Annotated in this window: 22 protein-coding genes; 21 read left to right on the top strand and 1 reads right to left on the bottom strand. The window is 23.2% G+C overall.

Features of this window, described 5'->3' with window-relative positions; all coding sequences use genetic code 4:
* The first annotated feature begins 15 nt into the window (after window positions 1-15).
* The 5 genes from tilS to AACL03_RS03025 all read left to right on the top strand — a co-directional run bounded on the left by tilS (window position 16) and on the right by AACL03_RS03025 (window position 8,538).
* Window positions 16-1,305 carry a tRNA lysidine(34) synthetase TilS gene (gene tilS / locus AACL03_RS03045; protein ID WP_339039231.1) on the top strand — a complete coding sequence of 430 codons (1,290 nt, stop codon included), beginning with the start codon at window positions 16-18 and terminating at the stop codon, window positions 1,303-1,305.
* A gap of 37 nt (window positions 1,306-1,342) precedes the next feature.
* Complete coding sequence (ftsH, locus tag AACL03_RS03040) at window positions 1,343-3,367, top strand: ATP-dependent zinc metalloprotease FtsH (protein WP_338958483.1); 2,025 nt, start codon at window positions 1,343-1,345, stop codon at window positions 3,365-3,367.
* Between the two features lie 117 nt (window positions 3,368-3,484).
* Window positions 3,485-4,063, top strand: coding sequence for a hypoxanthine phosphoribosyltransferase (gene hpt, locus AACL03_RS03035; protein WP_338958485.1), 579 nt, complete (start codon window positions 3,485-3,487; stop codon window positions 4,061-4,063).
* A 137-nt stretch (window positions 4,064-4,200) separates the two neighbouring features.
* The gene (locus tag AACL03_RS03030) at window positions 4,201-7,428 is read left to right on the top strand and encodes an ABC transporter permease (protein ID WP_339039229.1); all 3,228 of its coding nucleotides are present in this window, start codon (window positions 4,201-4,203) and stop codon (window positions 7,426-7,428) included.
* A gap of 96 nt (window positions 7,429-7,524) precedes the next feature.
* A complete protein-coding gene (locus AACL03_RS03025; protein WP_339039227.1) occupies window positions 7,525-8,538 on the top strand; it encodes an ABC transporter ATP-binding protein in 1,014 nt (337 codons plus the stop codon).
* 35 nt (window positions 8,539-8,573) lie between these two features.
* On the opposite strand, the gene AACL03_RS03020 is transcribed toward AACL03_RS03025, so the two are convergent.
* Window positions 8,574-9,524 (bottom strand): IS30 family transposase, encoded by a 951-nt coding sequence (locus AACL03_RS03020; RefSeq protein WP_339038665.1) that lies wholly within the window; start codon window positions 9,522-9,524, stop codon window positions 8,574-8,576.
* 162 nt (window positions 9,525-9,686) lie between these two features.
* Here AACL03_RS03020 and AACL03_RS03015 point away from each other — a divergent pair, with 162 nt between their 5' ends.
* The 16 genes from AACL03_RS03015 (at window position 9,687) to AACL03_RS02945 (ending at window position 26,262) form a co-directional block, all read left to right on the top strand.
* Window positions 9,687-10,214 (top strand): GNAT family N-acetyltransferase, encoded by a 528-nt coding sequence (locus AACL03_RS03015; RefSeq protein ID WP_339039225.1) that lies wholly within the window; start codon window positions 9,687-9,689, stop codon window positions 10,212-10,214.
* Window positions 10,215-10,454: 240 nt separating this feature from the next.
* Entirely contained in the window at window positions 10,455-12,074 is a 1,620-nt protein-coding gene (locus tag AACL03_RS03010) for a lysine--tRNA ligase (protein WP_339039223.1), read from the top strand.
* A gap of 222 nt (window positions 12,075-12,296) precedes the next feature.
* Window positions 12,297-14,531: a hypothetical protein gene (locus tag AACL03_RS03005; protein ID WP_339039221.1), complete on the top strand. Its 2,235-nt coding sequence runs from the start codon at window positions 12,297-12,299 to the stop codon at window positions 14,529-14,531.
* Window positions 14,532-14,649: 118 nt separating this feature from the next.
* Window positions 14,650-14,811, top strand: coding sequence for an ankyrin repeat domain-containing protein (locus tag AACL03_RS09985; RefSeq protein WP_174481339.1), 162 nt, complete (start codon window positions 14,650-14,652; stop codon window positions 14,809-14,811).
* Window positions 14,812-15,260: 449 nt separating this feature from the next.
* A complete protein-coding gene (locus tag AACL03_RS03000; RefSeq protein ID WP_339039219.1) occupies window positions 15,261-16,073 on the top strand; it encodes a hypothetical protein in 813 nt (270 codons plus the stop codon).
* Window positions 16,073-16,546 (top strand): 23S rRNA (pseudouridine(1915)-N(3))-methyltransferase RlmH, encoded by a 474-nt coding sequence (locus AACL03_RS02995; RefSeq protein ID WP_252320439.1) that lies wholly within the window; start codon window positions 16,073-16,075, stop codon window positions 16,544-16,546. Before AACL03_RS03000 ends, AACL03_RS02995 begins: the two co-directional genes overlap by 1 nt.
* Before the next feature lie 12 nt (window positions 16,547-16,558).
* Window positions 16,559-17,230 carry a uracil-DNA glycosylase gene (locus tag AACL03_RS02990; RefSeq protein WP_174481457.1) on the top strand — a complete coding sequence of 224 codons (672 nt, stop codon included), beginning with the start codon at window positions 16,559-16,561 and terminating at the stop codon, window positions 17,228-17,230.
* Between the two features lie 110 nt (window positions 17,231-17,340).
* A complete protein-coding gene (locus AACL03_RS02985) occupies window positions 17,341-18,285 on the top strand; it encodes a hypothetical protein (RefSeq protein WP_339039217.1) in 945 nt (314 codons plus the stop codon).
* 18 nt (window positions 18,286-18,303) lie between these two features.
* The gene (locus tag AACL03_RS02980; protein WP_339039215.1) at window positions 18,304-19,428 is read left to right on the top strand and encodes a bifunctional folylpolyglutamate synthase/dihydrofolate synthase; all 1,125 of its coding nucleotides are present in this window, start codon (window positions 18,304-18,306) and stop codon (window positions 19,426-19,428) included.
* Window positions 19,429-19,560: 132 nt separating this feature from the next.
* Entirely contained in the window at window positions 19,561-20,139 is a 579-nt protein-coding gene (locus AACL03_RS02975) for a hypothetical protein (RefSeq protein WP_339039212.1), read from the top strand.
* A gap of 200 nt (window positions 20,140-20,339) precedes the next feature.
* Window positions 20,340-21,218: a hypothetical protein gene (locus AACL03_RS02970; protein WP_339039210.1), complete on the top strand. Its 879-nt coding sequence runs from the start codon at window positions 20,340-20,342 to the stop codon at window positions 21,216-21,218.
* A 184-nt stretch (window positions 21,219-21,402) separates the two neighbouring features.
* A complete protein-coding gene (cysS, locus tag AACL03_RS02965) occupies window positions 21,403-22,734 on the top strand; it encodes a cysteine--tRNA ligase (RefSeq protein ID WP_339039208.1) in 1,332 nt (443 codons plus the stop codon).
* A gap of 12 nt (window positions 22,735-22,746) precedes the next feature.
* On the top strand, window positions 22,747-23,487 hold the full coding sequence (gene rlmB, locus AACL03_RS02960; protein ID WP_338958587.1) for a 23S rRNA (guanosine(2251)-2'-O)-methyltransferase RlmB: 741 nt from the start codon (window positions 22,747-22,749) through the stop codon (window positions 23,485-23,487).
* A gap of 212 nt (window positions 23,488-23,699) precedes the next feature.
* A complete protein-coding gene (locus AACL03_RS02955) occupies window positions 23,700-24,650 on the top strand; it encodes an IS30 family transposase (protein WP_339038665.1) in 951 nt (316 codons plus the stop codon).
* A 158-nt stretch (window positions 24,651-24,808) separates the two neighbouring features.
* Window positions 24,809-25,489, top strand: a complete 681-nt coding sequence (locus AACL03_RS02950; protein ID WP_252319372.1) for a DNA alkylation repair protein — start codon at window positions 24,809-24,811, stop codon at window positions 25,487-25,489.
* Between the two features lie 158 nt (window positions 25,490-25,647).
* Window positions 25,648-26,262: a hypothetical protein gene (locus AACL03_RS02945; RefSeq protein WP_339039205.1), complete on the top strand. Its 615-nt coding sequence runs from the start codon at window positions 25,648-25,650 to the stop codon at window positions 26,260-26,262.
* Window positions 26,263-26,275: the final 13 nt, after the last annotated feature.

Genomic DNA, 26,275 nt, shown 5'->3' with positions numbered 1-26,275 from the left:
GGTTAGGTGTTTAAAATGAATATTAATTGATTAAATAAACTTAATAAAAAAATAACTTACTTATTAGCTGTATCAGGTGGTCCAGATAGTATGTTTTTATTAGATAATTTAGTACGTAATGAGTTTAAAATTATTGTTTGTCATGTTAATTATCATAAACGTTGAAGTAGTAATGTTGATGAGCAAATTGTTCGAGAATATTGTACAAATAATAAAATAACTTTAGAAGTAAAAAATATTAAAGAAGAGGAATACAATAAAAAACAAAATTTTCAAAGTCAAGCACGTGTACTTAGATATGATTTTTTTAATGAAATTGCTCAAAAATATCAAGTTTATAATCTTGTTGTAGCACATCATATTTACGATTTACTTGAAACATATATTATTCAAAAACAACGCAAGGCAATAGTTTCTTATTATGGATTAAAATTTAAAACAACATATAAATCTTTATCGGTTTATCGTCCAATGTTAGAATTAAAAAAAGAAGATATTATTGACTATTTAACTTTGTATCATATTAAATATGGATTTGATGAAACAAATGAATTAATTATTTATGAAAGAAATCGAATTAGACAACAACAAATTAATAAACTTACTGATTTTGATATTAATTTAATGTTAAGTGAAATTAAAGAATTAAATAGTGAACAAGAGTTACTGAAAGATGAACTTGAAGTAATTTATAATACCATTATTAATGATGATGTGCTTGCTATTAATGAATTTAAAAAATATGAATTTAAATTACAACAAATGATTATCTATGAATTTTTAAGCCAATATGATGAAGAATTAGTTTTATCTTTAAAAAAGGCTAAAATTAAAGAAATAGTTAGAGTTTTAACTAAATCTAGTAAACCAAATATTACTATTTGTATTTCTGAAAATACTTGAGTTATTAAAGAATATAATTTTGCATATATTAGTGAAAAAAATGAACCAAAACAATTTAGTTATAAAATTTCTAAAATAAATAACTATAATTTTAAGGAAATTACTATTTCTAAAACTGAACCAACAGGTGGTGAATTTCAAGCTTTATATATTAATAAATCAGATTTTCCATTAACAATTAGAACTAATAATGGTGAAGAAGAAATTGAAACACCATTTGGTACAAAAAAAATTAATCGTTTATTTATTGATAATAAAATTCCATATCGTGAACGTATTATATGACCAGTAATCATAAATTCAAGCGGAAAAGTAGTGGCAATTCCAAAATTATCGGTAAATAAAAACAATATTAGTGAGAAACCTAATTTGTATGTGCTAAAATATTATGGTATTATTTAAGAAAATAAATTAGAAATTAAACGTAGGTGAAAAAATAATGCAAACGCGAATTAAAATTAATTGAATGATTGTTGCACTATTCGTTGCTTTTTTAGTATTTGTTGGAATTTTATTGTGATATTTTTTAAGAGGTAATGCTTTAACTTTAGATCAATTTCAATTAGAAACATTACTTAGAGATGGTAAACTCCCTGGCAATAGTAGTAGTGACACTGTTAGTAAAATTGATGGAGTACAAGTTCAATTTTTTGATCATACTACTTATATTACAGGTTTTTTAGGAATTAATGGTAAGGTAAAACGATTTGAAGCGACAGTTTCTGGAACTGCTACAGGTGGTTTTTATCATGATGTTATTGAAAAATTATTCAGAAAAGATAAAGAGGGTAAAGGCTTTGATATTAACCCCACAATTATTAGTGAATTAGTTCCGTTTTGAAAAACATTTTTAATTAGTATGTTTCCGATATTAGTATTAGTTGGTGGTTCATTTTGATTATTTTCTAAAATGAATAAAATGGGTGCCGGTGGTGGCATGAGTCCTTTTTCAATGGGAAAAAGTCGTGCTAAGATTAGAACATCAGATACTAGATTTACTGATGTTGCTGGTATTAAAGAAGAAAAATTGGAATTAGAAGAAGTTGTTCATTTTTTAAAGTTTCCACAAAAATATGCACAAATGGGTGCAAGAGTGCCAAAAGGAGTTCTTCTTGTAGGACCGCCTGGTACTGGTAAGACTTTATTAGCAAAAGCAGTTGCTGGTGAAGCAGGTGTTCCTTTCTTTTCAATTTCTGGTTCTGAATTTGAAGAAGTTTTTGTTGGAGTTGGAGCTTCAAGAATTAGAGAAATGTTTACTACTGCTAAAAAAAGTGCTCCTTGTATTATTTTTATTGATGAAATTGATGCAGTAGGAAGAAAACGTGCCTCAGCTTCAACTGCAACTAATGAACAAACTTTAAACCAATTATTAGTTGAAATGGATGGATTTGAAACTAACTTGGGAGTTATTATTATGGCTGCCACTAACCGTGCTGATGTACTTGATGAAGCGTTATTGCGTCCAGGTAGATTTGATCGTCAAATTTCTTTAAGTTGACCTGATATTAAAGAACGTGAAGCAATTTTACGATTACATGCTCGTAATAAAAATATTTCGCCAAAAGTTAATTTTCAAAGAATAGCAGAGAGAACGCCAGGATTTAGTGGTGCACAATTAGAAAATGTATTAAATGAAGCAACGTTGTTAGCTGTTCGTCATAATAAAACAGTTATTGGTTTAGTAGAAATTGATGAAGCTATTGATAGAGTTGTTGGTGGACCTGCTAAAACTTCAAGAGTAATTACTGATATGGATAAAAAAATAGTATCATATCACGAAGCTGGACATGCTCTTATTGGTTTAAAACTAGAATATGCTTCTAAAGTCCAAAAAGTTACAATAATACCACGTGGACAAGCAGGTGGATATACTATTATGACTCCTAAAGAAGATACTATGTTTTATTCAAAAGTACATTTAAGAGCAACTATTACTGGTTATTTAGGTGGTCGCGCTTCAGAAGAAATTATGTTTGGTAATGCAAATATTACTACTGGTGCTCATGATGATTTAGAAAAAGCAACAAATATTGCCAGAAAAATGATAACTGAATATGGAATGTCATCTGAATTAGGATTAGTTCAATTTGAAAGTCCACGTAATGAGTATTCACCTTTTGCAGCAAATAAGTTTTCTGATGATATTGCATCTAAAATTGATGGAGAAATTAAAAAATTATTAGATGTTTGTTATATTGAAGCAGTAGCAACAATTAAAAAACATAAAGATACATTAGAATTAATTGCTAAATCATTAATGACTTTAGAAACAATTACTGCTGAACAAATAGAATATATTGATAAATATAATAAATTACCAATTGAAGTAATAGAAATGCAAAAAGAAATGCAAAAAAATAGTAAAAATCCTTCCAAAGAGGATAATGAATCAAATGATAAAAAGGAAGATAATAATTCAGGGACTGATGATGATACAATATCAGTTGTTCCTAAGAAGAAATAATTAAATTATTATAATAAAAAACAAAACTTACTATTTTAATATTTTCAATAATGTGTAAGTTTTATTTTCTTTTTTTATTTGGTAAATATAATATAAAAAGTAATAAGGAGAAAAACAATGTTGGAAAAACATGAATTAGTAGAAAAAATATTATTAAGTACTGATGTAATTAATAATAAAATTATTGAACTTGCAAAATCAGTTAATAGTTATTATAAAGATAATAAAGAGCCCATTATTTTAGTAGGGATATTAAGAGGATGTTTACCTTTTTTATCACAATTTATGTTAAATCTTAAGATTGATTGTTTGGTTGATTTTATGTATGTAGAGTCATATTTAGGACAAACAAAGGCGGTAAATAAACCAAAAATAAGAATGGATGTTATTAATAATGTTAAGGGTCGTGATTTATTAATTGTTGAAGATATTATTGATTCAGGTAATTCGTTATTTAAAATTCGTGATCATTTGCAAGAACTTGGAGCAAAATCGGTAAAAATAATTACTCTATTAGATAAGAAATCTAAAAGAATTGCTAAAATTGAAGCTGATTGATATGGTTTTGAAGTTCCTGATCATTTTTTAGTGGGATATGGTCTTGATTACGATGAAAAATTGAGAAACTTACCTTATGTTGGTATTGCTGACCTTAATAAAATTGCAATTTTAGAAAAATGTAAAAAAAGTAGTTAAGTAAATAAGTTTAGAAGTTAATAATAATATTAAAATTTTTATTTTTTAATATAGTTCAAATATAATTAGCATTATTTTATTATGATAAAATTATACTATTAGCAGTTTTTAAGTTGTATAAGAATATTGGAGTTATAATGAGCAATCTTTTTGTTAATGTTTTAAGAGGAATCAAGAAAAGATTATTACAATATTTAGGTATTATAATACTATTAGTTATTGTAATTTCTACTCTTTCTGCGCTTTATAGTACAGCATCAAGAGCTGAATCAGGTTTTTATACAGTATTAAACAATAGTGGTAAATATGACTATCGTATTAATTTACAATTATTAAATAATTATAAAGATACTGCTACTGCAACATCAAGAATCCAAACAATTATCAAAAAACAATTTAAAGATCATCCACAAGAACGAGAAATTGATGAACAGATAGATGAAATTAAAGAAAATAATCTTAGAAATAATAGTTTTCCTACCCTTCCTTCGGGAATAGATATTAATAAAGATTTTGAAAATTATTTGTTAAACTGGGGATTAAGTTATCAAGGAATATTATTTAATGATATTTTAGAAAACGAAGTTAAAGATGATGAAATTTATAATTTGCAACATTATGAATTTGCTAAATCATTTTTTAAAACTTTTGATTATGAAAACGTTATTTCTCTTAAAAAAATTTATTATTCATTAGAAAATGGATTTTATACTTCAGAAAAAAGTGAATCTTTTGATTTTACTCCAAAAAGAAATAATATTAATGAAGTTTATATTTCCGAAGGTATTAAACCTATTAATCCATTAGAAATAGTGATCAATCCTGAATTTGCACGTATTAATAATATTAAATTAAATGATTATATAACAGTTATTGATAAAGTTGAAAAGTTAAAGGTTGTTGGTTTTGGCTATGCTTATTGGGGAATTACTGGTAGTCGTACTGCAACAAATCCTAATCCGACATCTGAAAATACAAGTCCTGTTTATATGTCAAATCAATGGTTTAATAATTTAATAAAAGATTCTACATTTAGAACTAATTTAAATAATATATTTTTATTAAAAGTTAACAATAACGATAGTTATTTTGTTAGTAAGTTAGAAGAACTTTTAATTAAAACTTTTAGTTTTAGTTTTGGTTCAATTATTAGCAGTGATAGTGAAGATATTCGTTCAGGACAAATTTTAGAGAGTTTTAAAATGGAAAATATAATGTTTACGGCAATTACTCTTGTAGTATTATTAGTTATTATTTTTATCATTATGTCATATGTTAGAAAAGAAATTGATTTACAAAAACCACAGATAGGATTATTAAAAGCTCTTGGTTATAGTAATTTTCAAATTGCTATTAGTTTTGTAATTTTAATATTTTTGATAACATTCATTTCTAGTATTATTGGTTTAGGTATTGGTCTAGGATTACAAATATGATTTAATTCGTTAAATAACATTGGGTTTTTTATGCCATTACCAATACTATTTTTTAGTTGGATAGTATTTATTGTAAGTTTAATAATTATTCCTATTATTTTTATAGTAATTAGTTATATGCAATCGGAAACAAAATTACGCGTTAGTCCATTATTATTAATTTATGATAGACCAAGTAATTCAAGTTCTAAACTAATTTCAGTTTTAAAATACCCCTTTCGTTATTGACCATTTAAACAACGTTTAGCAATTGCTTTCACTCTAAAATCGGTTGGAAAACTATTTTTAGTATTTTTTACTTTTATTTTTGTTAGTTTTTTATTACTATTTCAAAGTTCAGCTACTGATTTATTTGATAATAAAATAAACAATTTATATGGATATTACAATAAAGATGTTAAATGAAATACATCAACTTCATCAATGTATACATATACTAATGATTCTAATTTAAGTATTGATAAGCAGGTTTTTGATTGAGTTTCAGAAAAAGATATTGCGAAATATAAAGAAACCGGTACTAATAAATATCATCAATGAGTAGCTGATGATTTTCATATTGATAATGATAGTAAAGCTAAAAAAATTGAAAGTGTTATTATTAATAATAATTTTAAAGATTATTTTATGAATAGCGAAGAAATTAATATCCTTTATCAAAAAACTAAGACTAAATCTGATTGTGAAGATTTTATTAATCCAAAAAAGATACTACCTGAACCATTAATGGAAATTATTTGTCAAAATATTCATCAAATATTTAATTATATTTCAACAAATACAGGTATTAATCCAGAAATAAACCCGTTGCCTGGTATTAGTTTAGGTTTAAATATTTATAATAATAAGTATTATCCAACTATTGAAATAAATTTAAGACCTCCTAATGAATGAAAAGGACATAATCAAGGCCGCATGCTCGCAAAAAAAATTAAAGCAACAGGACTTTATAATGATCCATATCAAGATTTAGTTTGAAAAAATTGATTTAACTTTAAAGAAGCAAAAAATCGTGATATTGATCCTATTTTTAATAATTCTCATAATTTACAAGCACAAAAAGTTACTTATACTGATAATCAAGGACAAAATATAACAACTACAGCTTATATTTTACCAGCAGTTATTTCAAAAACATTATCAATTTTAAATGATTATAAAATTGATGATCACTTTTTAATGTTAGCAAGTTGATATAATTATACAATTCCAGTAATTTATCAAGTTAAAGGAATTATTGAAAATAATTTAGACAATTCGAATGTTTATATTAATCTTGATGATTTACGAACATCTATTGGATTAATAAAACCTTCCCCGTCAGAAGATCCAAAACCAATATCAGATTCTTTTAATCATTGATTATCTAAAGAGAGCAATATTTTTCCATTAAATTATATAAATATTTTGCAACCATCTGCAGAATATACTAAAGAACAAATATTAGCAAAAAATTTAGAACCTATTAATAAAATACCTTTTATTAATGATTTAGTTAAAAGATTATTAGTTGAAATATTTGATGGAATTAGAACAATTATAAATATTACAAAAATTTTAACATTATTTGCTGTAGCTTTTGTATTGGTAATTATTGTTAATATGATTTTAGATAATAATTTATTAATTATTGCAATGATGAAATCTTTGGGTTATCGTGTAAATGAAATTAACAGATTGATTATTGGCTCCTATATTATTGCTTTATTGGTTGCTTTTATTTTAGGTACTATTATTTCTTATGTTGTGTGAAATATTATTACTTTAATTATTGCAACTAAAGCAGGCGTTGTTTTTAATGTGGCTGCTAATCTAGTTACAATTTTATCTTGTTTTGGAATGGTATTTTTAATAATGGTTATTGGCTATGCTGTTGGGTTATATTTAATTAAATACAAACCAGTAACAGCTTTATTACAAGGAAGTTAAAATATTTTTTAAGCATTTCTATATAAATAAGATAAAGTAATTGATAAAATGAGTGTGTTATTTATAAAAGCATGGAATTAAAAAGGAGAAATGATTATGAAAAAAGATAATAAGGAAATTAAAAAAGATGATAAAGACATTGGAAGTAAACAAGTAACTAAAAATAAGTTAGAATCTAGTTTTACAAAGAAGTCAGTATCTAAAACCGAAGGTACAATACCACCAGTAACTCATAAATCTCATGATAAACCAGAATCAAAGGAAGAAATAGAAGCTAATAAAGCTAAATTACAAGCTTTTAAAGATAATCAAAAAGCAATTAAAAAATTAACAAAAACTCATTCAAAAGAAATTTTAGCAGGTAAAATTATATCAATGACTAATAATACTCCTGATACTCAAACTAATGTTATTGAATTATTTGATGTTAAAAAATCTTACTTAACTGGAGACTTAGAATATGAAGTATTAAAAGGAGTTAATTTAAAAATTAAATTAGGTGATTTTGTTGTTATCTTAGGACCATCGGGAAGTGGTAAGACAACATTATTAAATATTATTTCGGGATTGGATAAACCTAATACTGGTGATGTTTTTGTGGCCGGATACAATTTATCTTTATTAAAAGATAGTCATTTAACTAAATTTAGACGAGATAATGTTGGTTTTATTTTTCAACAATACAATTTATTAACTAACTTAACTGCTCGTGAAAATGCTGAAGTTGGTGAAAATCTTGCTAAAAATAAAAATATGAGTATTGATGATATTTTTCAAGTTATTGAAATGGATGAACATATGAATAAGTTTCCAAGTCAATTATCAGGTGGACAACAACAAAGAGTATCGATTGGTAGAGCACTAGCAAAAAATCCGACAATTTTATTTTGTGATGAGCCAACAGGAGCACTTGATGAGGAAATGGGGCGTAAGGTGTTAGAAATTTTATTGGATGTTAATTGAGAATATAAAACATCAATTATTATGGTTACTCATAATCCTAACTTCCAATATGTTGCAAATACTGTTATTAACGTTAAAAATGGTAAAATTATTAGTGTAAAGAATAATGAAAAACCAATGAAACCAAGTGAAATAAATTGAAGTTAATATTATTAATTGCTAAATTGTAAAGGTAAGTGCAACTAAATTATTTTTCTATCCAAATATTCGATTGGTGAAAGATAATTTAGTATTTTTCTCGGTTTTTGATTTAAAGACAATATAAATTTATGAACTTCATTTTTATTAGTTTTTGAAAAAATAAATTTTTTAGGAAATTTTTCTCTAATTAAACCATTAGTATTTTCATTAGTACCTCTTTGTCAAGGTGAATATGGATTGGCAAAATAAATTTTTACATCTAAATTTTTTTCAAGTTGTTGTCAATTTGAAAATTCTTTGCCACGATCAAAAGTAATAGTTTTAACAATGTTTTTAGGAAGAATTGATAAATAATAACTGACATTTTTATTAATAACTTTAGTAGTTCTGTTTTTAACTAATATTGCTAAAGTAAATCGTGATACTCTTTCAACTAAAGTTATTAAACATGATTTGCTTTTACCTCGTGATGATACTATAGTATCTCCTTCTCAATGACCAAGTGTTATACGATCATTAACATTTATATCTCGTTCTTTAATTGATTTACCATTAAACTTGCCACGATTTTCTTTAGATTTTCGTTTTTTACCTTTTCTTCTTAAATTTTTACTAGTAACTTTATCAAGCATTCCAAAATAAATTCAAGTATAAATTGTTTTAAAACTAATAACTCATTCTTTATGAAAATTTTTAATTCTGCCATAAATTTGTTCAGGTGATCAACCTAATAGTAATTTTTGTTGTACATATTTTACTAAATTCTTATTTTTAAACTTATGAAAACTAATATGTGATTGTTTTCGATTTTCAGCTTTATTTTGTGCAATTAATGAAAAATAATGATTATTATCTTTATTTCTATTAATTTCTCGAATAATAGTACTAATACTTCGATTAAGATTTTTAGCTATTTCACTAATTTTAAATTTAAATTTCAATTGATTCTCAATATAAATTCTTTCATCTATGCCAAGATGTTTATAACTCATATAAAAACTCCTTACTTTTTTCTAAACTAAATTTAGCATTATGAAATTTTTATATGAGAATTTTTTGCAATTTTATTTACTTGCACTTACAAGTATAACTCAGCAATTAAATAAACTAACAAATTGTTAATAGAAAAAATATCATAACAAAGGAGTAAAAATATGATATTTTTTGAAACCCCTAGATTAAAAATTAGACAGTGAAAAGATAGTGATTTAGATGAACTTGTTTTATTAAATTCTGATAAAGATGTCATGAAATATTTTTCTAGTACATTATCAAAAGATGATACAGAAAAATATTTTTTGAAAATTAAAAATAATTTAAATAATAATGGATTTGGTTTTTATGCTGTTGAATTTAAAAAAGACAATAAATTTATTGGTTTTATTGGCTTTAGCGAAGTTGATTTTATTGTTGATTTTAGACCATGTATTGAAATTGGTTGGCGTTTTAAAAAAAGTGTTTGAGGTCAAGGAATAGCAACAGAAATAGCTAAAGAATGTTTAAAATATGCAAAAAACAATTTAAAATTAACTGAAATTTATAGTTTTACTAGTATATTAAATATTAAATCAGAAAATGTAATGAAACGAATAGGTATGAAAAAAATAAAAGAATTTTATCATCCAAAAATAAATAAAAGTGATATTTTAGCAAAACATGTTTTATACAAAATTAATATTTAGAAAGTAAAAAATGTTTAATAAATTATCTCTAATTTTTATAGATATCTATTAGTAGAAATATTTAAATTAAACTTTAATCCTTATTATAAATATAAGGGTTTTATTATAAAATTTAAAATTAATTGTTGACAGTAGAATTTGGTATTGAAAATTGATATCATTATGTATAAACCTAAACAATCTTATTTAATTTAATTTTTTTATTTTAAATACTTATTTTAAATACAAAGGATGAAAACAATGAAAGAAACTAAACTTGAAATTAATGGACGTATTTTGACAGAGCAAGAAGCATTAAGATATCAAAAAATACAAGATTTATATAAGCAAAATTATGATATTTATGGGCGTAATTGAGAAAGAAATTATAATTGTGAAACTTTAAATAGCGAATTTAGAAATAAAAATAAAGAAGAGTTAGCAAAATTTGTTGCTAATTTACCTAATGATCAAATTAAAATGGCAGGTAGATTAATGACAAAAAGAGAAATGGGAAAGGGCTCAATCTTTGCTCATTTGCAAGATCAAACAGGTAAATTTCAAATTTATTTAAAACCAGAATATGTTAATCAAAAAAAATTTGAATGATTTGCAGAATATGCAGATTTAGGCGATTTTTTTGGTATTAAAGGTAAGGTTATGAAAACCAATAAAGGAGAACTAACAGTTCAAGTCTATGATATTGTAATGTTATCAAAAGCACTTAGACCTTTACCAGATAAATTTCATGGTTTAACAGATATTGAAGAACGTTATCGACGAAGATATGTAGATTTAATTATGAATCAAGAAACTAAAAAAACATTTTTACAACGTACACAAATTATTAATGAATTAAGAAGTTTTTTAAATAATAAAGGTTATTTAGAAGTTGAAACACCTATTTTACAAGAAGTATATGGTGGTGCTGCCGCTAAACCTTTTATTACTCATCATAATACATTAAAAACCGATTTATATTTACGAATTGCTACTGAATTACATTTAAAAAGATTAATAGTTGGTGGTTTTGAAAAAGTTTATGAAATTGGTAGATTATTTCGTAATGAAGGTATGAGTAAAAAACATAATCCAGAATTTACAACTATTGAAATTTATGTTGCCTATCAAGATATGAAATATATGATGGATTTAACAGAGTCTTGTATAAAACATTTAATTAATATAGTGCATAATAAATTAACATTAGAATATGATGAAAATATATTAAATTTTGAAAAATCATGAAAAAAAATTAGTATGATTGATTCAATTAAAAAAGCTATGATCAAAGATGAAGAGTTTACTAAAATTTTCCAAGAAATTAGTGATATGATTTTAAAATATCATAATATTGAAGATGATAATATTAGAAATATTGAAAAAAATAAAACATTTAAACTTATATTAAAACTTGCAAAAAATTATAAACTTCATATTCCAGATCATTATAATAGTACTGGTCATATTATTAATTTATTTTTTGAATCTTTTGTTGAAGAAACTTTAATTCAACCTACTTTTATTTTTGATTATCCAATTGAAATTTCACCACTTGCTAAATTAAATAAAAATAGTAAAGAGTTTACTGATCGTTTTGAATTATTTATTGCTGGTAGAGAATATGCAAATGCTTATTCGGAACTAAATGATTCTTTGCAACAATATAATCGTTTTGAAGAGCAAGTAAAAGAAAAAAATAGTGGTAATGATGAAGCAGCAACTATGGATTTAGACTTTGTTGAAGCATTGGAGTATGGTATGCCACCAACAGGTGGATTGGGCATTGGTATTGATCGGTTGGTTATGTTAATAACTGGTCAAAATAGTATTAAAGATGTATTATTATTTCCACATATGAAACCCAGAACTGAAAAATAATTTTTGTGATAAATTTTTATTATATAAACATATAATAGTAATTTATCTTTTTTTTAAAAAAAGATAAATTAATTAGTTATAATCAAGATAGTTCTTTAGAATAAGGAGCGTTTTATTGTTATTAACACAAAAGATTGAAAAATATAAGTTTTCAAACCCATTGTTTTATTTAAAAACAATTGATTTTTTATTTTATAAATAAAATTTAGGAGAATAAGATTTATGCCCTGATTTAATGAATTAATAAAAAAATTTAGAAATTATCCTTTAACTGATGAAAATTTAGACGAAGTTGTTGAAACTTTTAAGAATTTTTTTAAAGAATACAATGAAAAAGATAATTTTTTTTCTAATTCAGAAGATACTGATTTTGAAAACCCAAGTACATCAGCACCATTAACTCAATTAAAAGAAAATAAAAAAACTGATTTAGATAAATTAATTAAAGAATTAAGAAATGATTTAAAATATAATTTCTTTTCTTATTTTTGAGAAAAAAAAGAAAATTTAAAATTAATTAGACAATTAGATTATTTTTTAATAGAACTTGATAGTAAAATTAAAGAACAAAATGAAAAATTATTATCCTTGGAGAAAAATAAAACATTAATTGAACAAAATAAAATTAATAAAGTTAGCCAAAATAGTACTGAGTTTACTGAAATCACAGATTATTTTAATCTTTTTAATTTTTTAAGTGAAACAATAAGTAATGATATTATTTTTTTAAAAACAATAAATTTAAACATTTTTGAAAATAAAAAAGAGTTTTTAAAAAAAACACGAGAATTAAAAATAAAAATTAATAAAGAAATTCGTAGGCTATATCAAAAAAATGAGGAATTAGAAAATAAAAAAGAGAAAATTTTTGAAAACCTTTTTAAAGAAGAAGTTATGACTCAATTAATTTTATCTTTTTGAGCATTTAGAATGAAAAGTGGAGATGAATATAAATTAATTTTAAATGAAGATAAAGATTTAAAAAGTAAATTTGATAAAAATTTTGTATTTTTCTTTGAATTAATAGATGACATATTTAACCGATATATTAAAAAAATTATTAAAAATGAAGAAAGAATATACAATGATATATTTGAAAAATATAATGATCGAGAAAAAGAATTAATAAGTGAACAAGAAGAAATTATTAAAACTAAAGATAAAGTGAAAGAAAGTATAGAATTATTTAAAAATGAATTAGAAGAAAAAAAAGAACAAATTAGAATACATGAGAAAGAGATAGCAGAAAAAAGAAAACAAATTGAAAATTTAGAAAAACGAAAGAAAAATATAAAAATTAAAAAAATTACTTACTTGCAAGATTTAGAAGAAAATAAAAATAATATTGAAAATCAAATATTTATTCCAAATATTTCAGATGATAAAAAAGGAAAAAAACAATATTTAAAAGAAATAGATGTAGTGATTAAAAAAAAGAATAGTGATATTAAGAAAAAGAATGATTATATTGCGGAGTTACAATATAATATTACAAGACATGATACCGAGTTAAGTATTAATGATAAAAAAATTAATAAAATTGAGGATAAAATTAATAAAATTGAGGATTTTTTTAAGCAAAATAAACATACGATGATGTTTGAACTTAAAAAAATAAAAGAAAAATGAATTAAAAATATTAGTAAAGATCAAAAAATATTTATTAATTTCTTAAAAGAAGTTAATAAATTAGAAAATATGGAATTTATTAAGATTATTGAAAATTATTGAGAACAAAATGCTGATAGTATTAAAAAATTTAATGAAAATTTTAACATTCAAAATAATTTAGAAAACATAAGAGAAGAAAATGAAAAAATAGAAAATGAATTTAAAAATGATTTCACAACTTTAGAAATTAATTTTAAATTAAAAGAAAAAGAAATAATAGAAAATGCAATTAGAGAAAAAAAGGAAAAAATTCAGGAGTATTTAAGAACAATTAATCAATCAAAATTAGTAAGTATTGAAATCCAAACCGAAATAAATGAAGAAAATGAGAAGCCTAGTTGACAAGATCAAAAAATTGAGGAACAAAATAAAACCATTGAAAAACTAGAATTTCAAATAAATGATTTAGAAAAAAAATTAATTTCAATAAAGGAATTACATGAAGATGAAGTAAAAGATTTATCTACAACATCGGAAAATATTAGAGATTTTTTTGCAATGGAAATTAAAAAAACTACTGAAAATTGTGATAATTTAAAAAATAGTTTAAATAAAAAAAATTCAAAAAAAGAAGAACAAAAAATTAAAAATAAATTAAATGAAGAAGAAATAAAATTAACATCTTTAAATGAAGTATGAAAATTAATAAGTACTGAAATTCCAGAGTTACAGCAACCTTTATCAGAAGAATCAAAAAATGCAAGCAAACAAAAATGAGAGAATATGGGCTTAATAGAATCTCAATTACCTTTGGAAACAAAAGCAGAAATATTAAATACAATTTAAACTAATAAGATTAAATTTATTATTGTATCAAGTTTAATTTATAGAAAGAGAAAAAAAGTACATTAGAAAAAAAAGAGTATTTATTAATAAGAAAAATGAAAAAATAATACAAGTCATTATGAATAATAACTTAGAAAAAGTTAAATTATTAGTTAGGAATGGTGTTAGTATAAATTATGTAATTAAAGATGGTTTCACTATTTTGATGTTAGCTATCAAAGATAATGATTTAGAGATAGTTAAGTATTTAATAGATAATAATGAAATCTTTATCAAGTAAATGAATATGGACATAATGCTTTAATATTAGTCGTTTGAAATAATCATTTGGAAGTCTTTAATTTTTTTTAATGCAAAAACTAACGATATTTTAGATGAAGAAATTTTAGAACAAAATGAAGATAAATTATCAACATATGAAAGTATATTAAAAGAAAATAAAGACAAATTACCAACATATGAAGAAGCAATGAAATTTCAACAAAAAATTAATAAATCTGATTTTTTAAAGATGAAATAGATTGGCAAAAGCAATTATCAATGATAAAAATTTAATTCCTTTTATGATAATAATAATTTTTATTAAAATATTAAAATAAACATTAATATTTTAATTTTAAAAAATGTATTTTTACCTATATGAATTTCCTTTTGCTTTTTATAAAAAAATAAGTTACAATTCTTAGTGGATATTTAATTATTATTTAGTTTAAGGAGAATAACAATCAAATGCGTAAATTAATCACTTTATTTTCAACACTTAGTTTACTTTCTTCTTCTGTGAGTACTATTGTGGCTTGTGGTACTGGAGATGGTTTAAAAATTCAAGCAAATTTTGAAAACGAGCCATCAAACAAAGAAGGTGATCCGTTAGTTGATTATGTTTATAATAAATACTATCAATATGATACTAAACTTTTATACAAACCACTTACTGCATTTATGCAACTAGCAGCAGACAAAATTAGAATTGATCGTAATGCATTAGAAGTTACAGATGCTGCTAGGGATTTTTATAATAGTGACCAATATAAATCAGGTAATTATGAGAGTATTAATTATAATGTTAATAATGATCCAGATAAAGTAATGAATGAACCATTTAGTTGTAAAGATGCAAATGGAAGTCTTTTAGTTTTTGGTTTAACTGATAATGATATATCTAAACAGCAATATTATGGTTATTGATATGTTACATATGAAACAGCAACAGAAGCAGAAAACCCTTCAAAAGTTGCTAAAACTAGTATTGTTTCACCAAAAATTACTGACTTTAAAGATGATAAAAATAAAACTATTTTTAAAAAAGGTTGAATTCATTTATTCTTTATAATGGAAGATTCAAAAATGAACAAGACTTTTAAAATTGATTTTAATATTCAAATTGATGTAATTTTTAGTTTATGAGTTGATAAAAATAAAAAAGAAATAGTTGTTATTAATCCAAATACTATTGATAAAGCTTTGGGTGATGTTGATTTTCGTAACCCAGATAAAGTGGTTCATGAAAGAATAAATAACATGGCTTTTTCAGAATTATAATGATAAATATTAAAATTGTTTGTATTGGCCAGTTGTCACAAACATATTGAAAATCAGCCGCCAAAGATTATTTAGAACGAATTAAAAAGCGAACTAATATTGAAACAAAAAATATTATCGAATCTAAATTAAATTCAATTCCTAATAATATTAAAATTGAAACCAATAAAATCACCGAATACATATCAAAGAATAATGATTATCAATGATTTTTATTAGATTTATCAGGACAATTAATAAGTAGTGAACAATTATCACAGATGATTAATAAAAATCAAATTTATCAACAAGGTAAAATTGGTTTTATTATTGGCGGTAGTAATGGTGTAGCACAAATATTAAAAGACAATATTAATTTAATTAAAATTTCCTTTGGTAAAATAACATTACCTCATCAATTATGTTATGTTGTTTTATTAGAACAAATATATCGTTCATTACAAATACTTAATAATCAAAGTTATCATAAGTAGTAGGTGAAAAAAATGTATAATAAAACTTTATTTGTTGATTCCTCATGATTAGAATTTTTTCAACAAGAATATAAAGAAGCATATTTTACTAAATTATTAGAAGATATTAAAAAGGAATATCAAACTTATCTTTGCTATCCTCAATGAGAAGAAATATTTCAAGCTTTTAAAATAACTCCTTTATCAAAGGTTAAAGTAATAATATTAGGTCAAGATCCTTATCATCAGCCAAATCAAGCTCATGGCTTAGCATTTAGTGTTCAAACAAATACTCCATTACCACCAAGTTTAAAAAACATTTTTCAAGAACTAAAAAATGATTTAAATATTGAAAAAGATAATGATGGTAATTTAACAACTTGAGCTAAACAGGGAGTTTTGCTTTTAAATACAACTTTAACTGTCAGACAAAGTCAACCTAATAGTCATTTACAATATCAATGAGTAACTTTTACTGATCATGTTTTATCATTTTTAAATTTAAACTGTACTAATCTTGTTTTTATTTTATGAGGTAAAAATGCAAGAAATAAAAAAATGCTAATTGATACAGAAAAACATTTTATTATTGAGAGTGCACATCCTTCACCTTTAAGTGCTTATAATGGTTTTTTTAATTCAAGACCATTTAGCAAAACTAATAATTGATTGATTTCAAAAAATAAAACTCCCATTAAGTGATAAAAATCAAAAAATACTAATTTTATTATATGTATTTAAGCAAACAATGTTATGATATATTTGTTAAAATTAATATAGTTTTAAAGAATATTTCGGGAATGGTGGTTATTTAAATGCCCAATAATTTAATATTTAATCACATATTTTCTCAACGATATGATTTAAATACCTTAAATTTATTTAGTAGATCTACAGCTATTTATTTAATTATTACTTTAAGTAGCATAATGTTAGCATATATTTTAATGAATAGTTTTTGAAAATGATTTCGTAAAGATAAATATAAAGGTGTTCGTTTTACTACTAAAAATATTGCTTATATAACAATGTTATCTTCAGTATCAGTTGTGGCAACTATTATTGTTTCTATTACGATACCCATTACAGTATTACCACCAATTAGAATTGCTTTTGAGGGTTTAATGATTAAAATAACCGGTTATATGTTTGGTCCAATTATAGGTATTATTTGTGCTGCAGTAACAGATATTTTAGTAATGTTATTTGTTCCTTCATATATTAGCGTTTATTATATGTTTTGTATTATTTTTACTGGTTTTTTGGCAGGAATTGCTGGAATATTTAAAGTAAAACTAAAAGATTATCCATGAGTTATTTTTGCTTTAATTAATTTTTTTATTATTTTCTTTGCTGGTGGCGGCATGTATATTGTTATTTCAGGTAAGCAATCATCATATTCTATGTCAGGAATTATTGTTAATAAATATGTTCTGGCTAGTATTATGGGTGGTGGCATTATTGGCCTATTAAGTATTTATAGTGTTTTATTTTATTATTTATTGAAAAAAGAAATTTATAGAATTAAAGAAATTTTACCAATTATTTTATTAGCGGTAGTAGCTGAGTATGTAACAACAGTGCTTATAGCCTCCTATGCTGATATGACTTTATTTGATCCTAATGCCAAGGATTATGGAGTAACAGCAATTATGAGAATTGTGCAAGCACCTCTTAAAATTATAATTAATTCAATTATAATTTATGTGACTTGAAGAACCGTTAATCCTTTAATTAATATTGATAATAATAATTATTAAATAAAGGATTTTAAAAATATGAATGAAGAATTTTTTAAAAAAATATCTAAATATTCAAATAAAGATTGTTTAAAAAAATTAAAAATTATTAGTCCAAAATATTTAAACAATAATATTAAGTATATTCATGTAACTGGAACAAATGGTAAAGGTTCAGTATCACGTTTAATTTTTGCTATATTATCACAAACCTTAAAACAAAAAATTGGTTTGTTTACTTCTCCCCATATTGAGTTTGTTAATGAACGAATTATTGTTAATGATAGAATGATTAGTAATCAAGATTTAGTTCGCATTAGAGACTTGATTTTTGATGATATTGAATATTATCAATTAGGTTTTTTTGGTATTTTAACTTTAATTGCATTAATTTATTTTCAAGAACAAAATGTGCAATGAGCAATAATTGAAGTTGGGATTGGTGGAAAAATTGATCCTACAAATATCATTGATGCAACATATGCTATTATCACTTCAATTGGTAAAGATCATCAAGATAGACTTGGTAAAACTACATCTGAAATATTACATCAAAAATTAGGAATAGTAAAACCAACGACAAAAAATATTTTTATTTCAGGTAATTTAAATAATAAATTAAAAAAGCAAATTGATATGGAAGGTTATAAACCTATATATTCTCCAAGATTAATCAACCAACCATACTATCAAGAAAATAAAAAATTAGTTTTAACAGTAATTTCAAAAACATTTTTAGAAATTAATATTAAACAAGCTTTAAAAATCATTAATGATACTAATATTAGATTACGATTTGAGAAATATCAAATTAATGATAAAACTATTTATTTTGATGCTGCTCATAATATTGATGGTATTAAAGCATTAATTAAAACGCTAAAAATTAATAAAATTATTCCTCAACAAATTATATTTTCTTGTTTAAAAAATAAATATCCACAAAAATTAATTAGTTGTTTAAAAAAAGTCTCAGATAATATTATTATTTGTAGTAATAGTAATTTAAATAGTATTACTGGTGAATTTTTTGATTATCAAAAAATGATTGAATGTAGCCCTCATAAAATAATTTTAATTACGGGTTCTTGTTATTTTTTGGCAGATGTTTATAATTATTTAAGAACAAAGAAAATAATTATGATAAAAAATGGTGGTAATTAAATGAATGTGTTGTTATTGAATATAATTAGTGGACTGTTAATTTTAATTACTTTTTTATTGATCACAGTTTTTGATTATAAAGATAATAAAAAAAAGATAAAGCAAATAAAATTTATTTGCTTAAGTGGAATAATGTTAGCATTAGCTGTTTCTTTAAATACAACAGGTGCTTTAATGTTAAAAAGTTTACCATTTTCTAAATATTTTGAAATTAAATTGGGTAATTTTATATTAATTTTAATAGGTTTCTTTTGTGGTGGAATATTAGGGTTTCTTAGTGGTATTGCCAGTGATTTTTTAGGTTTATTATTTAGTACTAGTGGTGCATCACCATGTTTATTTTTTACTTTTACTAGTATTTTATGATGTATATTACCTTACTATTTAGTATTAAATTTTAGTAAAATTTATTATAGTAAAAAGACATTTTATTGATATTTGCCAATTGCTTATGCTATTACTTCATTAATTATTACTGGTACTGATCCTATTGCATTAAAAATCTTATTTCCTGGATTACCACCTTTATGATTAATGTATTTTCCATTAAGAGTTATAAAATATCCTATTGATTTAACGGTTAATGTTTTTTTAATTATTACTTGTTATTCTGCATTAAAGAAAACTTTAAATTTAGAAAATCAATTTAAAAAATATTATTTCGCTACAGATCCGCAATCTTTACAATATAATAGAGTACCTGAAGAATAAATCAAAAAATAATTATTTAATTAAAATTTCTGATATTTTTTGTAACATTTTTAAATTTATCTCTTTATTGAGAATATATTAAATTAATAGTAATTTTTTAATATTACTATTTTAATTTTAATAGCATGTTTATTTTTATTGATATAGAAATCATGTAAAATGATTGTATTAAAATATTAAAGATTAGGTGGTAAAGATATATGAAGAAATTACTAAGTAGTCTAGCAGTAGTAACTTTAATTGGAGTAACAAGTATAAGTGTTGTCACTTGTGGCGGAGAAAGACCTTCACCAGTAGAAAAAACTGATTTAAATACAGTTATTATTAAAAAGGAATTAGGTATTATTTACATTGGTCAATTGGACAAACCAAATAAATCTGAAATTTTAAAAGCTATTAAAGATAAAAATAAAGAAGCAATTGATCTAACTGAAGATGATTTTGATATTAAAAGTTTTATTGACACTACAAAAATTATTATTAATGGTAAAGGTACTTATAAAAACGAAGTTTCTTTAACTTGTACTATTACTAATTTTAAAAAAATTTCTAATTGAGAAGATAATAATGGTGCAGTTCATGCTCTAGTAAATATTAATGGTGTGCTTTATGTGGGAACATCAATTTTTGGTAAAGGAAATTTATATAAAAGTAATAGTGATGGCAAATTTGAATTAATGAATAATTGAAAACAAGACAATGGTGCAGTTTGGGGTTTAACAAATATTAATGGTGTACTTTATGTAGGAACATCAATTGCTAATAAAAAGGGAAATTTATATAAAATAAATACTAATGATATTAATGCTAAGATTGAGCCAGTATCTGGTTGAAAAGATACTAATGGTGAAGTTTCAAGTTTAACAAATGTTGATAGTACACTTTATGTAGGAATAACAAATAATAATGGTGAAGGAAAAATATATAAAAGTAAAGCTGATAAAAGTTTTGGATTGATGCTTGGTTGAGAGAGTACTAATGGTGCAGTTTGAAGTTTAACAAATATTAATGATACTATTTATATAGGAACAATAACTTCTGCTAATAAAGGAAATTTATATATAACTGAAAAAAAATAAAAACATAAAAATGATATCTATCAAAAATTATGAAATTTCAAATAATTAATACTTTTTTAATTATTAATTATTTTCTTTGTTAAAGAGAGTTTTAAATTTAAAAAATTATTTTGTTACAGATTGATATTCTTTACAGTATAATAGAGTATATGAAAACTAAACTTTATTAAGAAGGGTTAATTAAATGATTAAAATTTATGATAGTTTTTCACAAAGATTGCAGCTGCTTGCCCCTAATAAAAAGCAAGTTAATATGTATTTATGTGGTCCTACTGTTTATAACTATATTCATGTTGGCAATATTCGTGGTGTGCTTGTTTTTGATGTTTTACATCGTTTGTTAATTCATCAAAATTATAAAATAAATTATGTTCATAATATTACTGATATTGATGATAAAATTATTAAGAAAGCTGCGGATTTAAAAATAACAGAACAACAAGTTACTGAAAAATATACGTTAGCATATTATGAAGACTTAGAAAAATTAAATATTATTTTTCCTACAAAATTACCAAAAGTAAGTGAATATATTTCAAAGATTATTGAATTTATTAATAAATTAATTATTAAAGATTATGCATATGTTACGGCTGGTGATGTTTATTTTAAAGTTAATAAGTTAAAAGATTATGGAAGTTTGGCACATAAAAATATTGAAGATTTAATTCCAAATTTTAGAATTAAAAATTTAGTTACTAAAGAAAATAATCTAGATTTTGCTTTGTGAAAATCAACAACAATAGGTATTAGTTGAAATAGTCCGTGAGGAAAAGGAAGACCTGGTTGACATACTGAGTGTGCTTGTTTTGTTGAGGATTTATTTAATGGTCAAACTATTGATTTACATGGTGGTGGTGTTGATTTAAAATTTCCTCATCATGAAAATGAACAAGCTCAATTTGTTGCAGCTAATAATAAAAAAATGTCAAATATTTGATGACATAATGGTCATGTTAATATTGCTAATGAAAAAATGTCAAAATCTTTAAATAATTTTATTTTGGTTAAAGAATTTTGTCAGCAACATCACCCGAATGTATTGCGATATTTAATATTAAATCGTGATCATCAACAACCAATTGATTTCAATAAGGAAACAATTGAAAATGGATTAGTGTCAACAAAAAAATATGAAAATGTTTTAAAACAATGAACATATCAAATATTTATTAACAATATAATATGTAATAATAATCATCATTCAATTTATTATCAACAAATTATTAAAAATTTATCAAATAATATTGATACAACTAATACTATTACTTTAATTGAAAATATGATTAAAAAATTAAATGAAGCACTTATTAAAAAAAATTTTAATGAAGAATTTCAAGAAATTTTTTATACTTTTACCTTTGCTTTAAAAATATTAGGATTTGATTTTAAAGTTGGTAATTATTCTGAAAAGATTAAAAATAAAATTAAAATATGAGAACAACTAAAAAAGGAAAAACAATACCAAGAAGCTGATAAAATTCGTCAAGAATTAAAAGATTTGAATATTATTTAAAGGAGCAAAATTATGGCATTACAATATATTTATGGTTATCACCCTATTATTGCTGCATTATCAACATCATCATTAATAAAAATTAAAAAAGTTTTTTTAGTTCAAGATAAGTACCAAGAATTGAAAAAAGATTTAAAAAGTGTAAATATTCCTTATGAAATTATTAGTTTACAAGCAATGAATAATCTATTAGGTACTACTAAACATCAAAATATTGCTGCTAATGTTAAAGACTATCAATATTTTTCTTTTGATGAATTAATTAATATTGGTTCAACATCTAGATTTTTAAGAATTTTAATTTTAGATCGTATTTCTGATCCACATAATTTTGGTTCAATGTTAAGAATTGCAGCGGGTAATGACTTTGATGGTGTAATTGTTTTAAATCGTAATCAATCTGAAATAAACGGTGCAGTTGCAAAGGCTGCAGCCGGTGCTCTAAGTATTATTCCAATTTGTCAAGTTAATAACTTAACTTCCGCAATTAATAATTTACAAGAAAAATATAAATTTTGAATTTTGGCTGCTGCTAAAACAGCAAAAGCAATTGATTATTTTACTATTGATTGTAGTAGCAACTTAGCATTAATTATTGGTAATGAAGGTGAAGGGATAAGTCCAAAGTTATTAAAACATACAGATTATATTGTTCAAATACCAATAAGTCCAAAAATAGAATCATTTAATGCTAGCGTTGCTTGTGGTATTATTGCAAACTATATTTACGTTGAAACGTTAAAATTATCGTAAATTTTAAGAACCTATATTTTTTGATAATATTTAAATTTATGAAAAAATAAAATATTTTTTTTAAAAAGATACTTTTATATTTTAGGTGTAAATGTTTTTTCTTTATTTGCTGAGTTATACTTGTAAGTGCAAGTAAATAAAATTGCAAAAAATTCTCATATAAAAATTTCATAATGCTAAATTTAGTTTAGAAAAAAGTAAGGAGTTTTTATATGAGTTATAAACATCTTGGCATAGATGAAAGAATTTATATTGAGAATCAATTGAAATTTAAATTTAAAATTAGTGAAATAGCTAAAAATCTTAATCGAAGTATTAGTACTATTATTCGAGAAATTAATAGAAATAAAGATAATAATCATTATTTTTCATTAATTGCACAAAATAAAGCTGAAAATCGAAAACAATCACATATTAGTTTTCATAAGTTTAAAAATAAGAATTTAGTAAAATATGTACAACAAAAATTACTATTAGGTTGATCACCTGAACAAATTTATGGCAGAATTAAAAATTTTCATAAAGAATGAGTTATTAGTTTTAAAACAATTTATACTTGAATTTATTTTGGAATGCTTGATAAAGTTACTAGTAAAAATTTAAGAAGAAAAGGTAAAAAACGAAAATCTAAAGAAAATCGTGGCAAGTTTAATGGTAAATCAATTAAAGAACGAGATATAAATGTTAATGATCGTATAACACTTGGTCATTGAGAAGGAGATACTATAGTATCATCACGAGGTAAAAGCAAATCATGTTTAATAACTTTAGTTGAAAGAGTATCACGATTTACTTTAGCAATATTAGTTAAAAACAGAACTACTAAAGTTATTAATAAAAATGTCAGTTATTATTTATCAATTCTTCCTAAAAACATTGTTAAAACTATTACTTTTGATCGTGGCAAAGAATTTTCAAATTGACAACAACTTGAAAAAAATTTAGATGTAAAAATTTATTTTGCCAATCCATATTCACCTTGACAAAGAGGTACTAATGAAAATACTAATGGTTTAATTAGAGAAAAATTTCCTAAAAAATTTATTTTTTCAAAAACTAATAAAAATGAAGTTCATAAATTTATATTGTCTTTAAATCAAAAACCGAGAAAAATACTAAATTATCTTTCACCAATCGAATATTTGGATAGAAAAATAATTTAGTTGCACTTACCTTTACAATTTAGCAAATAAAAAACATTTTCGTCATATTCTTAGATTATGCATATTTAGTTGTTTAGCAATAATAATGATTATTTTAATGAGTACTTTCCCTTCAATATTTTTAAGATAAAATATTTTATATAGATAGAAAGGTATATATGGAAAAATTTAATGAAGAAATAAAAATATTAACGACAATTTTTATTAATAATGCTAATATCAATACTAAAATTAAACAAGAAAAATTTTTAATCAATAATTTTGAATTTTATGGAATTTTAACTAGTAAACGAAAACCATTAGTAAAATTATTTTTAAATAAATGAAATAAAAATTTATCGTTAGTAAATAAAAAACAGTTATTTGAAACATTATATTTACAAAAAAATCGTGAATTTCAATATACAGCAATGGAATTTTTAAATCTTTGATGAAAGAAAAACTTAAGTTTTAATGACTTAGATTGGCTTTTATCGATAATTAAACATAATATTTGATGAGATACTACTGATTATTTTGATAATATTATTGGTGTTCTTATATTTAGCAACAATAATATTAGTGTTAGAGATCAATATTTATTTAAGTTAATAAATGATAGTAATTTTTGAATTCAAAGAATAGCAATTCAATCACAATTAATGTTTAAAGAAAATACTGATTTTAATTTACTATTTGCGTTAATTAAGCCATTGTTATTAACAACAAATTTTTATCTAATACGTTCTATTGGTTGAGCATTGCGTAATGCCAAACGAGTTAATTCACAAAAAATTAATGATTTTATTAAAATTAACAATGTTAGTCAAAAAATAATTGTTGTTATTGATGAACATTAAAATTAAAATTGCTTATAAATAATATTTATAATAATATTCTTAAAATAGTGTAAGATTCACTTAATAGATAGAGAAAAATATTAAAATATAAATATAAGTTTTTGACCTATTTACTTTATTTTAAAGTAAATGGGTTTTTATTTGGAAAGAAAAAGCACATGCCTAATAATTATTCATTGATTGTTAAACCTCTTTTACAAGAAGAACCTATCATTAATAGTAATATTTCATTTTTTAAGACTTTACAAGTAGAATCTAGTACAACAATGATTTCAATAATACCTTCAATAAAAATATCAATTTTAACAGATCATGAAATAAAAGCTTTATCTAAATATCAAATTCAATCATTGCTACCAGAACAAATCCCACTTTTTACAGCAGAACAAATTAAATCATTTAGACCCAAACAAATTCAATGATTTTGATTATGACAAATTCAGTCATTTACAAAAAAACAGATTGCATCATTTACGCCAGAACAAATTCCGTATTTAACATATGAACAAATCCCAATTTTTACACCAGAACAAATCCTTGCGTTTACACCATTGCAAATTTCTGTATTTACGCCAGAACAAATTCCTCTTTTTACAATCGAACAAATCCCTACGTTTACGCCGTTGCAAATTTCTGCTTTTACAAAAGAACAAATTCCAGAATTTACAGAAAAACAGATTGCATCATTTACGCCAGAACAAAAACAAATTTTTACATTAGAGCAGCGTAAATTTTTTGGAAGAAAAATAATTTCAACTTTTAATAAACGCTAAATTGTAAAGGTAA

Source organism: Spiroplasma endosymbiont of Andrena trimmerana, from assembly GCF_964019575.1.
GTDB lineage: Bacteria > Bacillota_I > Bacilli_A > Mycoplasmatales > VBWQ01 > Spiroplasma_E.
This window is presented reverse-complemented; position numbering and strand designations above follow the sequence as displayed.